We start from the raw sequence: 12661 nt of genomic DNA, 5'->3' as shown, positions 1-12661 counted from the left end.
GAAGTCACTCCATTACTCATTTTTTGGCAGTTCGCCTGTTTTGTTATAGGTTTTGATCAGCTTGGCGATTCTCTGCTGAAAGTCTTTATCGACAAGCGGACTAAATGTTCCCATTTCAACAACTCCCGTTTTCAGGTCGTAGTAATGATCGCCGCCTTCAAGGGTGCCTTTGTTGAATTGCTCAGCGATGATTTCATAGGCCTTGTCCACATTTTGCACCGTGCTGGTTAATACGGTATTCTCGCCAAGGTCTGATTGATCTGTGACATAACCGATGGCATAAAGGCCGTCTTTTTTGATTTGTTGAATGACAGGAACATTATACCCGTCTCCAGCAGGATACACAACATCCGCGCCTTCGTTCTTCATTTTCTGATAAAGCTTTACTGCTGTCGAATCATCATCCCAATGATCCGTATATTTCGTGTTTACTTCTATATCAGGATTTTCATATTTGGCCCCTTTGATAAAGCCGTCAACCTCCGGCTGCCACGTAAAGGAAGCAATTACACCGACCTGATTTGTTTTCGACATATGGGCAGCTGTCATTCCCCCAAAAAAGCCCATTGCTTCTCCGCTAAAATGGACACTCGTCACATTATCACCTTTCGCTTTCGCATTAGAAATGACAAATTCCATATCCGGATAATCTTCGCTGACTAAGTTAAATACCTCTGCATATTCACTTCCATGGCCGTAGAGAAGATTGACGCCCCGCTTATGAAAATCCTCAATCGCATTTATGATATCTTCATCTGTTTTAACGCCTTCTTTATAGTAGACGTCCACATTGTATTTTGATTGAATATTCAGTAATCCTTTGTACCCTTTTGTGCCCCATACGAGGTCATTAATCGTATCAGGAAAGAGCATGCCGACCTTCTCAATTTTTCCTTTAAACGGAGTTTGTCCACATCCGCTCAATAAAAGGAGGACAGAAAAGATCATGACAAGCCTTGTGATCAAGTCATGTTCAACTCCTTTTGACAAGCTATAACATGTATTATTTTTATACGTTTATTGTATCTAGAAACCTCGAAACATGGAAGGTTTTTCTTAATATTTGTCGAAAATTGATGAAAATTGTCTTTTCCACTCGATAATTTTTGTTTTTGCTTCTTCTTTCGAGGTTTTTTGTGTGACTTGCAAATTAAAAATCTGATTATTGTTTTTATCACGGCTTGGTTCAAGCAGAAACCTCAGCAGTTCGTCTGCCACATCGTCTGTGTAAAAGCCGTCTTCCCCGGTGTCTTCTTTCCACGGCCCATACATTTTCGGCAGGATCACCGCTTTTTCTGAACCTGTCTTTTTGATTTTTTCCCATTCTGTTCGATCTTGTTCATATACCAATACATAGGGGGAATCATATCGGTCTAAGGGCAAACCGCCGAACTGGATACAAATTGTATCATATTTTCGCTCCCCAATGTGCTCAAGCTGGCGAAAGAGTTCATTTCTCCCAAGCCACATGAGTCTTTCTTCTAAGTACATTTGCCTCATTTCATCTTCTGTTTCCGCCAGAATAACGTCAACATGTATGCCTTCTTCCATCATTCGCTCGCATAATGAAAGGCCGAAAAATTCGTCCGCACCTACAATCAGTGTTGATTCCATTGCATCTGCCGCCCTTCCAGTTTCTCATTTCCAAAACAAAACAGCCTCCGCAAAAGAGAAGGCTGCTGTTATTGTATTCTCTATAACTCTTTTTCATGACTGTGAAAGAATTTACAAATTGATGCATAAATTCTGCTTGGATGCTCAAATAAGTGAAATGTCATGTCTACCGGTGACCCTTGCCTTTGTTGTTTTTCCTTGAATACCTCCGCATGTACGCTGTATGGATAGGGAGCTCCGGTCATCCGCTGCCATATATGAACCGGCACACGGCTTGAATAGCTTTCAATTGTTTTGTAACGGAGCGCTTCCGCTTCTTTTTCAAAAATGCCGTAGCTTTCCGCTATCTCTTTTACAAATTGTTTATAGAAAAATTTATTCTCTTTCTCTGATTCATAATGTGCATGAAGATCGAGACAAGGATTCAACATTGCGGCTGAGCGGATATGATCCGGGGAAAAACGAAGCAGTTCATCGGCCACGAGAGCACCCATGCCTTCTGCTAAAATATGAATCTTCGGATTGAGTATTTCCTGCTTCAGCACGTAATGTATCAGCTGTTTGGCATAGACGACCGCTTTTTCCGCGCCCCAGTGCCTTCCGAACAAATTGCTGTTAAAAAGGGTATATCCTTCATTCCTCAGCATGTTCAGAAGCTGATTTCTGCCGTAATGCTGAAGCCAAAAGCTTGAATCATTCCCGACAAAGTGGGTCCTGTCCCCTAAGATAAAGATGCCGAAGCCGTTCGGGCGATAGGGCAGATGAATGACATTATGCTCCGTTCCCAATTGAAAATACCTTTCCGTTATTCCCATCGCTTGCCCGCCTCCTTTCACACTTCATCTCACGCTATCTTATGTAAAAAGAAAAGAAACGAATAAGGTAAAGCCCTAGCCTTTTACAGTTTTGGCTATTATACCGATTGGCGATTTTTTATATTTTACCATTAAAATGTGACGAATCAGACTCTTTTGTCACCTCACTTTCTTCTAAAATTGGATTCCCCCTTCGCTTTTTGTATGGTATGATAGCTTCTAGAATAGAATGAGAAAGACGAGGTGGAAACGTGCGATTTATTATTGCTTTTATTTGGACGTTCCTTTTATCACATATGGCATGCTACTTGATTGCCAGCATGAACAGTGCTGCGTATAATGTCAAAACATCATCAGTAATCGCTGTTGTATTGTATGTCTTAATCATGGTTTTAGCGGAAATCATGCCTATGAACAAAAATGCAAGCCAGCATTAAAATGCCAAAAACCCAAAACATTTCATTGTTTTGGGTTTTTTTCGTGTTCACGGCTTTCTTTTATATGTCCATAGCCGATTATGATTTGATGTTTCTGGAAACATATCCCCTGCTGACAGATGGATTTTTTGAGGGTTTTTAACCATGCTCCCCGTCTCGCCGATTTCAACGTAGACACCATTATTGGGCGCTTTCTGTCCCGGCCGGAATTGATGCTGCTGTCCCACTGTTTTTCCTCCTTTTCCTTTTTCGTGTAGTATGCGCCTAAGCGGCTGTGAATATGTTGCCATCAAAAAACTGCTAAGTCTGGCTCAGCAGTTTTTGATTACTACCCTTTGTATAAAATGGCCTTCAGCAGGGCTTTTTGCACATGGAGACGGTTTTCCGCCTGCTGGAATACTGCGGAATTCGGCCCGTCTATAATCTCAGCTGTCACTTCTTCCTCACGGTGCGCGGGAAGGCAATGTAAAAATGTATAATCGGGCTTGGCATGGCTGACAAGCGCCGCATTCACCTGGTAAGGCGCAAAGACAGCGAGACGCTCTTGCTCTTCCGCTTCCTGCCCCATGCTTGTAAACACATCAGAATAAATCACGTCTGCGTCTTTTACAGCTTCAATCGGATCAGCCGTCAGCGTGATAGAAGCACCGGATTGAAGTGCAGCTGATGTTGCCGCTTCAACTGCCTCATCTAACACTTCGTATCCCTTTGGCGAAGCGATCGAGATAACACAGCCCATTTTCGCGCAGCCGATCATTAATGAGTGCGCCACATTATTTCCGTCACCGATGTATGCGACTTTCACGCCTTTAAGCTTCCCTTTTATTTCCTTAATCGTCAAAAGATCCGCCAGCGCCTGGCATGGATGGTATTTATCAGTAAGACCGTTGATGACCGGAATGTCAGCCTCTTTGGCAAGCTCCTCCACCTTTTCATGCTCGAATGTCCGGATCATAATGGCATCGACATAGCCTGACAGCACTTTTGCGGTATCAGCGACAGTTTCACCGCGCCCCAGCTGCAGATCTTTCTGGCTTAAGAAGAGGGCGCTCCCGCCCAGCTGCGCCATGCCGGCTTCAAATGAAACTCGGGTCCGCGTTGATGATTTTTCAAAAATCATCGCCAAGGTTTTTCCTTGAAAAATAGGCTGGATTTTGTTTTGTTTCAGTTCACCGGCTTCTGCGAGCAATGCGTTTATATCCTGTTCATTAAGATCCTTTAACGTTAATAAGTCTTTTCCGTATAAACTGGTCTGCGTCACTGTGTGCATGATGCCACTTCCTTTTTATAGAGGTCTTTGAGAGATACAGGCTGAGGATGGCCTGAACCGCTTTGTAAAAACGCCCGCACGGTTTCTTCTTCTGTAAAGACTGGGATGCCGTGCGTCATCGCTTCCAAACGTTCTTTACGCGCTTCTTCAGAGCCGCTCAAATTGATGTGGAGCCCTTTTCCTTCCTGTTCCATCCACGAGGCAAATGTTCCTTTATGAACCGTAAAACCAGCGTTTACTGCTAGCTTTTGCAGATCTTCCGGCCCGTTCTGCAAATAAATGCTTCCTTTTTGATTCCAGACACGTGTATAGATTTTTTTCAAGGCGCTGTCGGCATCATATGCAACACACATGCCTTCTCCTGTCGATTTCATTTCCGGCCCCGGCTTAACGTCCACATCCTGAATCGCATGAGAAGAAAATACAGGGAACTTCACGGCAACGCCATGATGATTTTGAACTGAAGGGTTTACATCTTTTAAAGACGCACCCGCCAGCAGCCGTGTGGCAAGCGGAATCATCGGAACCCCCATCACTTTGCTCACAACGGGAACTGTGCGGCTCGCTCTCGGATTCACTTCAAGAACAAGAATGTTTCCATTATCAATCACAAATTGAATGTTCATAATGCCTTTAAATGAAAGCTTTCGGGCAATTTTTTGCGCGGCATCTTTTATTCCCTGCTGCAGCACGCTTGTGATGGATGGTCCAGGAAGAATGGCAAAGCTGTCTCCCGAATGGACACCAGCCCGTTCAATATGCTCAGTATAGGTCGGGATAAAGACGTCCTCACCGTCGGAAATCAAATCAATTTCGACTTCCTTTCCAGATACATACTGATCAATTAATATCGGGTACGGCATGCTGTCTTCACCGTTCAGCAGCTCAGAAAGCTGAGCTTGCGAGTCAACAATGATCATGCCCATTCCGCCGATGACGTAAGATGGGCGGATCAGCACCGGATAACCGATCTCATCTGCTTTTTCAACGGCCTCCTCTTTTGTATAAGCGATTTCTCCTTTTGCATGGTTCAATCCAAGCTCATCAAGAAGCTGATAAAATTGATCCCGGTCCTCTAACACGTCGAGCGTTTTAAATGATGTGCCGAGAAGGGTAATGCCGGCTTTTTCGAGTGCTTCAGCAGCATTGATCGCGGTTTGGCCGCCAAATTGCACGATTGCAAAATCAATGTTTTCCTGCTCCGCCACATTTAAAATGTGCTCCGTGGTCATCGGTTCAAAATACAGGCGGTCCGCAATTTCATAATCAGTGCTGACCGTTTCCGGGTTATTGTTAATCATGATCGTCTCGAACCCAAGCTCTTGCAGTGTCAATACACCGTGAACAGCACTGTAATCAAATTCAACGCCCTGGCCGATCCGAATCGGGCCTGATCCGATAATCAGCGCGCGTTTTTTCTCTTTGCAGCTGATGTCTCCATCGGTCTCCCCGAAATATGTGGAGTAAAAGTAGTTTGTTTTTGCATCAAACTCAGCCGCGCAGGTATCTACGATTTTAAATGAAGGGGTAATGCCCATCTCCTTGCGAAGCATGCGCACCTCTTCTTCTGTTTTGCCGATCAGTGCGGCAATCGTTGCGTCTGAAAATCCCTTTTCCTTTGCTTTTTTCAATAATTCAAAAGAGAGTTCGCCTCCCGCTTCCATCAGGCGGTTTTCCAGTGTGATGATGTTGGCAAAGGTATGCAGGAAAAACGGATCAATTTTTGTTTTTGCATGAATGTCCTCAATCGCCACGCTGTGGCTAAGCAGTTCCATGACTACGAAAAATCTGCGGTCGTCAGGAGTGACTGCCAAATCCCATAGCGCTTCAATCGACAAACCGCTGAGCTCTGGGAGGTGCGTACCGATATTTTTTAGTTCAAGTGACGCCGCTGCTTTTTGTATCGCTGCTTCTAAATTCCGTTCAATCGCCATCACTTCACCGGTGGCTTTCATTTTTGTGCCGAGTTTGCGGTCTGCGTTTTTGAATTTATCAAACGGCCAGCGCGGAAACTTGACGATGACATAGTCCAGCGCAGGTTCAAAGCTTGCGTAAGTCGATCCTGTGAGCGGATTTTTCAGCTCGTCAAGGGTGTATCCGACCGCCAGTTTCGCAGCCATCTTTGCAATCGGATAACCGGTTGCTTTAGACGCGAGAGCAGATGACCGGCTTACCCGCGGATTGACTTCAATGACATAATATTGCTTGCTCAATGGATCAAGCGCGAATTGAATGTTGCAGCCGCCTACGACATCAAGCGCTGAGATGATTGTCAGACTTGCCGTCCGGAGCATTTGGTAATCTTCATCTGTTAACGTTTGTGACGGCGCCACAACGATGGAGTCACCGGTATGCACACCGACCGGATCGATGTTCTCCATGTTGCACACGGTAATGCAGGTATTATTGCTGTCACGCATCACTTCATATTCGATTTCTTTAAAGCCGGCTATGCTTTTTTCGACAAGGCATTGATTGATCGGACTGGCTAGTAGCGCCTGCTTGATCATGGCTGTAAAGGCCGCTTTATCAGGAGCGATGCCGCCGCCCTTTCCGCCTAATGTGTAAGCGGGCCTAATGATGACAGGAAAACCGATGGATTCCGCAAAACGCAGGGCGTCGGCCTCGTTATCAACAATTTCACTCTCTGGCACCGGCTGGTTCAATTCATTCATTAACGAGCGGAATTTTTCCCGGTCTTCTCCTTTTTGTATCGTCTCAACAGATGTACCGAGAAGTTTGACGCCGTGCTCTTTTAAAACACCCGTTTCTTCAAGTTCCACTGCTAAATTCAGCGCGGTCTGCCCCCCTAAATTGGCAAGAAGTCCATCGGGCTCTTCTTTCTTAATGATGGCTGTCAGGCTTTCTGCTGTCAGCGGTTCAAAATAAATTTCATCAGCAAAGGCTTCATCGGTCATAATTGTCGCCGGATTATTGTTGACAAGGATTACCCGGTAGCCCTCCTCCTTCAGCGCGATGCATCCTTGAGTGCCTGAATAATCAAATTCCGCCGCCTGCCCGATGATGATCGGACCTGAGCCGATTACTAATATGCTTGAAATACTGGTGTCTTTAGGCATGCGCGATCTCTCTCCTTGCTGGTATCACATTCTTTAAATAATCATCAAAAATCCATTCGCTTTCCGCTGGTCCGGGATGGGCTTCCGGGTGGAATTGAACACTCATGACAGGCAGTTTTTTATGGGAAAGCCCTTCAACTGACGTATCATTGACATGATGAAACCTGATCGTGAGCTCTTCTTCATTAATCGACTGTTCATCTACCACATAGCTGTGATTTTGGCTTGTCATGAAAACACGTTTCGTTTTACGGTCGATAACCGGATGATTTGCGCCCCTGTGTCCGAATGGCAGCTTAAATGTATTCCCTCCGAACGCGAGCGCAATCAGCTGATGGCCGAGACAAATGCCGAGAGTCGGATAACGGCTGACGATGCTTTTGATCCTTCCTAAATACGGCTGAATGGCTTTCGGGTCTCCAGGCCCATTTGATAACACAATGCCGTCCGGCTTTATGTCGTATACAGATTCTATTTGCTGATACGGCACCACGGTGACCTTGCAGCCTCGTTTGACGAGTGATGATGCTATAGACTTTTTATAGCCGAAATCGATGAGGGCGATATGTTTATTTCCGTCTCCTAGGGTGCTGATTTTCTGTGCGGATGCCTGCTCTGCCACGTTCTCAGGCTGTAGGGCGATCTCAGCTGCTTCTTTAGAGGCTGTGACAGTCGCTCCCATCGTTCCGTTTGCCCGGATTTTTTTCACGACAGCCCTCGTATCAACATGGGTTAACAGCGGGATGTTCCATTTCTGCAAATACTCCCTGAGGCTGTATACCGCTTCATGATGGGAAAAATGATCACACGCCTCGTAAACAACCGCGGCTTTCACTTGCGGTTTTTTGCTTTCAAAATCCTTTTCATTAATGCCGTAGTTGCCGATCAGCGGGTAGGTAAATACGATAATCTGCCCTTTGTACGATGGATCTGTCAGCACTTCCTGGTAGCCTGTCATTCCTGTAAAAAAAACAGCTTCTCCCGTGCAGCTTTCATGACCGTCCAGCTCGCCGCTGAACGCTGTTCCATCTTCTAACACTAAATAACCTTCCATCTAACAGCCCACCTCTTGATGAATAATTAATTATAAAAATGAATTTTTATGCTTTTTTACCGAAAAAAAATTACTGGTTTACTGCTGAATGCTGTGCGATTGCCTGTTTCAGCTTACTGACAGCTTCTGCCATTTCATCCTTTGTCACGGTGAGCGGCGGCAGCAGCCGAATGACGTTCGGGCCGGCCGGCAATACAAGCAAGCCTAATGTCTGCAATTCAGTAATGATGTCAGCAACAGGGCCATCACACTCAATTCCAAGCATTAATCCTTTACCGCGGATTTGTTTGACAAAAGGGCTCTTTAGTTCAGCTTCGAGCTGTTCTTTTAAAAATGACCCTTTGTCAGAAGCCTCTTGCAGAAAGTCAGGCTGAAACACAGTTTGCAATGTGGCATTCACTGCAGCCATCGCCAGCATATTTCCTCCGAAGGTTGTTCCGTGAGAACCAGGGGTAAATGCTTCACCCAGTTGTTTCTTGCCGATGACAGCGCCAACCGGAAAGCCGTTTCCCAATCCTTTTGCGACTGTGATGATATCCGGTGAGAGTCCGAAGTGCTCGTATGCGAAGCCCTTTCCTGTCCGACCGATGCCAGTCTGAATTTCATCAATGATCAAAAGGGCATTCTTTTCCTTGCAAAACGACTGTACAGCTGTTAAAAATTCAGCGCTCGCCGGGTTGACCCCGCCTTCTCCCTGCACTGTTTCAAGCATCACCGCGGCAATATCGCCTTCCTGCCCAAAAGCCTCAAAAGCAGAAGGATCATTGTATGGAAGGTAGTGAAAGCCTTCAAGCATCGGGCCGAAGCCTGTTTTGATTTTATCCTGACCGGTCGCAGCCATCCCTGCATACGTGCGGCCATGGAAAGACTTCAGGAAAGTGATGATTTTTGTTTTTCCAGTTGCTTTTCGGGCGAGCTTTATCGCGCCTTCATTCGCTTCCGCACCGCTGTTGCAGAAAAAGACGAGATCTCCTGCACTGTGCTCCGCCAGCTTTTGTGCCGCTTGCTCCTGGAGACTGTTTTGAAACAGGTTGGAAACGTGCCATACGCTGTCGAGCTGTTTTTTGACTGCTTCTGTTACCGCTTCATGGCAGTGGCCTAAGTTTGATACTGCTATCCCCTGAATGAAATCGAGGTATGTTTTGCCGTTTTGATCCTCAACGTACGCTCCCTTTGCTTTTTTGATGTCAATATCCCAGCGTCCGTAGGTTTGAAACAAGCTGCTCATGAAACAGCCTCCTTTGCTTTAACGATTTTTGTTCCTTGAAAGGTTTGGTCTGTGAAGAATGATCCTTTTCCGTTTACGATCATGACTTCAGACACCTGATCTGATAAAGCTGACAAAGCTGAATTAACCTTCGGAATCATCCCCCCTGTGATCACTTCCTGTTTGATCAGCATCTGAATCTCCTCAGGGGTCAGAACGTCAAGACGCTGCTTTTCCTTCATGATCCCATCTACATCTGTGACGAACATCAGCTTTTCAGCTTCCAGCGCTCCGGCAACTGCTGAAGCAGCAAGGTCGGCATTTACATTCAGCGTCCTGCAGTCACTCGTCATAGACAGCGGCGCAATAACAGGGATGATGCCCTTTTCCATCAGCGCGTTCACCATGGACGCATCGACTCTTTTGATTTCTCCGACTTCCCCGTATGTTTCCTGATCGAGATAATCCGCCTCCAAAAGACCGCCGTCCTTACCAGAGATGCCTGCGGCCCGCAGTCCGCGTTTGGCAAGCTCGGCAACGAAAAATTTATTAATAGAACCGGATAAAACCATTTCCGCCACTTCCAGTACCGGCTTCGTTGTTTTCCGCTGTCCGCCCGAAAACTCTGTATTGATATTTAACCGTTTCAGCATCTTTGTGATTTCCGGGCCGCCGCCGTGAACGATTGCCAGTTTCCATCCAGACGCCTTCAATTCTTTCAGGTTATGAAAAAATTCCTCCGACAGCTCACGTATGACGCTTCCCCCGCATTTAAAAACGATGGTTTTCTTCATTTCGCTCCCCTTTATTACGTGCGATAGCTCGCGTTAATTTTGACATAGTCATAGGTCAGGTCACAGCCCCACGCTCTTCCGTTCCCGTCCCCTTCATCCATCTTGATAACGATGGTGATTTCATCTCCTTCAAGGTATTCCTTGGCGAGAGATTCAGAGAATGGCTGAGGTTCGTTATGCTTAAACAGGCATTGGCCGCCGAGATAAACCTCTACTTCTTCTGCCGTCACCTGTGCTGCGCTGTGTCCGATGGCTCCGATGATCCGCCCCCAGTTGGCATCTGTTCCATAGACTGCCGTTTTCACGAGACTTGAGCCGACTATTTTCTTGGCAATCACGTTTGCATCAAGATTGTTTTTTGCGCCTCGCACTTGCGCCTCGATTAGTTTGGTCGCGCCTTCTCCGTCTCTAGCAATCTCTTTAGCCAAATCCTCGCAGGTAAGCAAGAGCGCTTTTTTAAAGACAGGCCAGTCTGGATGCTCTTCTGTCAGGCACTCATTTTCCGCGCAGCCGTTTGCCATAACCAATACCATATCGTTCGTGGATGTTTCTCCGTCAACTGTAATTTGGTTAAATGAAACGTCAGTGACCTCGCGAAGCGCCTTTTGCAGCGTTTTTTCTTCGATTGCCGCATCTGTTGTCACAAATCCCAGCATCGTGGCCATGTTCGGGTGAATCATTCCCGAGCCTTTAGCCGCTCCACCGATCGTGACTGTTTTTCCGCCAATTGTCAGCTCATAGCACGTCTGCTTGATCACCGTATCGGTTGTTAAGATCGCTTCCTCAAAATCTCCCGAGCCCGCAGGTGTTTCTTTCAGCAGCTTGATGCCCGCCTGGATTTTTTCCATATCTAAATGTTCTCCGATGACGCCGGTTGATGAAACAGCGACAAGTTCCGGCTCAATGCCAAGCTGTGAAGCAAGGCACTCCCGCATTGCGTATGCATCCTTTAAGCCCTGTTCACCCGTGCACGCATTGGCAATGGCGCTGTTGACGATGACGGCTTTCAATGCTGATCCATGCTTTAAGCTGTCCTGTGTGACTTTGATCGGAGCAGCCTGAAAGTGGCTTTGGGTATAAACTGCTGCACTGACTGCTGGTGTCTCGCTGATAATGACGCCGAGGTCTTTTTTCGAGTATCGCAGACCGCAATGCACACCCTTTGCCTGAAACCCTTTTGGCGAGGATACATCACCTGTTACTTTAACAATTTGATCTTCACTTAACTGAATCATGGTTCGATTCTCTCCCGTTCTATGGATAAATTGGCATCATGGTGAGTCCAGTCTCTTCATTCCAGCCATTCATTACATTAAAGTTTTGCACAGCCTGACCGGCGGCACCCTTCATTAAATTATCGATTACCGAGACGATTGTAACTCTGTTCGTTCTTTCGTCGAGGGTAACGGCGATATCACAGAAATTGCTGCCGTACACTTCCTTCGTTTGCGGATACTGCCCTTTTGGCCTTACTCTCACAAAATATGAATCTTGGTAAAATTCCGAATATAAATCATGCAGGTCATCTGCCGATAGATCAGAGGTTAATTGTGTATACATCGTCGCCATGATGCCCCTTGTCATCGGAACCAAGTGAGCTGAAAACGTAATAGGCCCGAGCCCCGGCTGCCATTCCTGCAGCGCCTGTTCAATTTCCGGCGTATGCTGATGTTCATTGACTTTGTAAATTTTGAAATTGTCGTTCAGCTCAGAAAAGTGAGTTCCCATGGATGCTTTTCTTCCTGCTCCGGAAACACCGGTCTTCGCGTCAACAATCACGAAGGACTCATTGAGCAGCTTCTTTTGAGCCAATGGCGCGAGGCCAAGCAAAACAGCAGTTGGAAAACAGCCCGGATTAGCGATGAGCTTTGCCTGTTGAATTTGCTTTTGATTCAGTTCTGCCAGGCCGTAAACCGCCTCTTGAATCACCGCCTTCGGTGCCGCTGTCCGTTTATACCATTTTTCATATTCAGCCGGCTCTTGTATCCTCAGATCACCTGACAGATCAATCACCGGAATTTCCGCATCTGCCAGCTGCGGAGTCAATTCACTTGATACCCCGGGCGGTGCAGCAAGAAACATGATATCTACTTCATGTTTGATCGTATTCATATCAATGGGCTTCAGCTTCTGATTCGCTAAGCCGGCAAGATGAGGATAAACCTCGCTATAGACATTTCCTCCACCACTGGATGAATAAAGTATACATTCCTCTGCATGCGGGTGGTGGGAGAGAATCCTGACAAGTTCGGTGCCTCCATAACCCGTAGCGCCTACAATTCCTATTTTCAAAACAAGTTCACCTTCTTGGTCTTTGTGAAATTATTTAACATTATAACATGAATAAAAATTAATTCAATCGTATATTTAATATTTTTATTCATTTATAC

General features: G+C 46.1%; 12 protein-coding genes. 1 reads left to right on the top strand and 11 read right to left on the bottom strand.

Annotated features, from left to right (window positions below):
* Nucleotides 1-12 precede the first annotated feature (12 nt).
* The 3 genes from med to MOC09_RS01150 form a co-directional block, all read right to left on the bottom strand.
* Entirely contained in the window at nt 13-966 is a 954-nt protein-coding gene (gene med, locus MOC09_RS01160) for a transcriptional regulator Med (protein WP_268361636.1), read from the bottom strand.
* Between the two features lie 90 nt (nt 967-1056).
* Nucleotides 1057-1614, bottom strand: coding sequence for a hypothetical protein (locus MOC09_RS01155; protein WP_268361635.1), 558 nt, complete (start codon nt 1612-1614; stop codon nt 1057-1059).
* Between the two features lie 80 nt (nt 1615-1694).
* Nucleotides 1695-2429: a hypothetical protein gene (locus MOC09_RS01150; protein ID WP_268369292.1), complete on the bottom strand. Its 735-nt coding sequence runs from the start codon at nt 2427-2429 to the stop codon at nt 1695-1697.
* A 251-nt stretch (nt 2430-2680) separates the two neighbouring features.
* Between MOC09_RS01150 and MOC09_RS01145 the strand changes: the two genes are divergently transcribed.
* Entirely contained in the window at nt 2681-2866 is a 186-nt protein-coding gene (locus tag MOC09_RS01145) for a YjzD family protein (RefSeq protein WP_268361629.1), read from the top strand.
* A 47-nt stretch (nt 2867-2913) separates the two neighbouring features.
* Here MOC09_RS01145 and MOC09_RS01140 read toward each other — a convergent pair whose 3' ends face one another.
* From MOC09_RS01140 to argC, 8 genes are all read right to left on the bottom strand, one after another.
* Nucleotides 2914-3093 (bottom strand): YjzC family protein, encoded by a 180-nt coding sequence (locus tag MOC09_RS01140; protein WP_087993455.1) that lies wholly within the window; start codon nt 3091-3093, stop codon nt 2914-2916.
* Between the two features lie 101 nt (nt 3094-3194).
* On the bottom strand, nt 3195-4136 hold the full coding sequence (argF, locus tag MOC09_RS01135) for an ornithine carbamoyltransferase (RefSeq protein WP_268369290.1): 942 nt from the start codon (nt 4134-4136) through the stop codon (nt 3195-3197).
* Nucleotides 4124-7216, bottom strand: coding sequence for a carbamoyl phosphate synthase large subunit (locus MOC09_RS01130; protein WP_268369288.1), 3093 nt, complete (start codon nt 7214-7216; stop codon nt 4124-4126). Before MOC09_RS01130 ends, argF begins: the two co-directional genes overlap by 13 nt.
* Nucleotides 7209-8270 carry a carbamoyl phosphate synthase small subunit gene (locus MOC09_RS01125; RefSeq protein WP_268369286.1) on the bottom strand — a complete coding sequence of 354 codons (1062 nt, stop codon included), beginning with the start codon at nt 8268-8270 and terminating at the stop codon, nt 7209-7211. Before MOC09_RS01125 ends, MOC09_RS01130 begins: the two co-directional genes overlap by 8 nt.
* A 70-nt stretch (nt 8271-8340) precedes the next feature.
* On the bottom strand, nt 8341-9498 hold the full coding sequence (locus tag MOC09_RS01120; protein WP_268369284.1) for an acetylornithine transaminase: 1158 nt from the start codon (nt 9496-9498) through the stop codon (nt 8341-8343).
* The gene (gene argB / locus MOC09_RS01115; RefSeq protein WP_268369282.1) at nt 9495-10271 is read right to left on the bottom strand and encodes an acetylglutamate kinase; all 777 of its coding nucleotides are present in this window, start codon (nt 10269-10271) and stop codon (nt 9495-9497) included. Before argB ends, MOC09_RS01120 begins: the two co-directional genes overlap by 4 nt.
* Nucleotides 10272-10285: 14 nt before the next feature.
* Nucleotides 10286-11506 carry a bifunctional ornithine acetyltransferase/N-acetylglutamate synthase gene (gene argJ / locus MOC09_RS01110; RefSeq protein WP_268369280.1) on the bottom strand — a complete coding sequence of 407 codons (1221 nt, stop codon included), beginning with the start codon at nt 11504-11506 and terminating at the stop codon, nt 10286-10288.
* A gap of 19 nt (nt 11507-11525) precedes the next feature.
* Nucleotides 11526-12563 (bottom strand): N-acetyl-gamma-glutamyl-phosphate reductase, encoded by a 1038-nt coding sequence (gene argC / locus MOC09_RS01105; RefSeq protein ID WP_268361611.1) that lies wholly within the window; start codon nt 12561-12563, stop codon nt 11526-11528.
* Nucleotides 12564-12661 lie beyond the last annotated feature (98 nt).

The sequence above is a fragment of the Bacillus sp. N12A5 genome (assembly GCF_026790125.1).
GTDB lineage: Bacteria > Bacillota > Bacilli > Bacillales > Bacillaceae > Bacillus.
The sequence above is the reverse complement of the archived record's forward strand: the minus strand, read 5'-3'. Positions and strand labels throughout refer to the sequence as shown.

Coding starts and splice junctions, on each gene's coding strand:
- argJ (WP_268369280.1), bottom strand. CDS start 11,506: ATGATTCAGTTAAGTGAAGATCAAATTGTTAAAGTAACAGGTGATGTA.
- argF (WP_268369290.1), bottom strand. CDS start 4,136: ATGCACACAGTGACGCAGACCAGTTTATACGGAAAAGACTTATTAACG.
- MOC09_RS01155 (WP_268361635.1), bottom strand. CDS start 1,614: ATGGAATCAACACTGATTGTAGGTGCGGACGAATTTTTCGGCCTTTCA.
- MOC09_RS01120 (WP_268369284.1), bottom strand. CDS start 9,498: ATGAGCAGCTTGTTTCAAACCTACGGACGCTGGGATATTGACATCAAA.
- MOC09_RS01125 (WP_268369286.1), bottom strand. CDS start 8,270: ATGGAAGGTTATTTAGTGTTAGAAGATGGAACAGCGTTCAGCGGCGAG.
- MOC09_RS01130 (WP_268369288.1), bottom strand. CDS start 7,216: ATGCCTAAAGACACCAGTATTTCAAGCATATTAGTAATCGGCTCAGGT.
- argB (WP_268369282.1), bottom strand. CDS start 10,271: ATGAAGAAAACCATCGTTTTTAAATGCGGGGGAAGCGTCATACGTGAG.
- MOC09_RS01150 (WP_268369292.1), bottom strand. CDS start 2,429: ATGGGAATAACGGAAAGGTATTTTCAATTGGGAACGGAGCATAATGTC.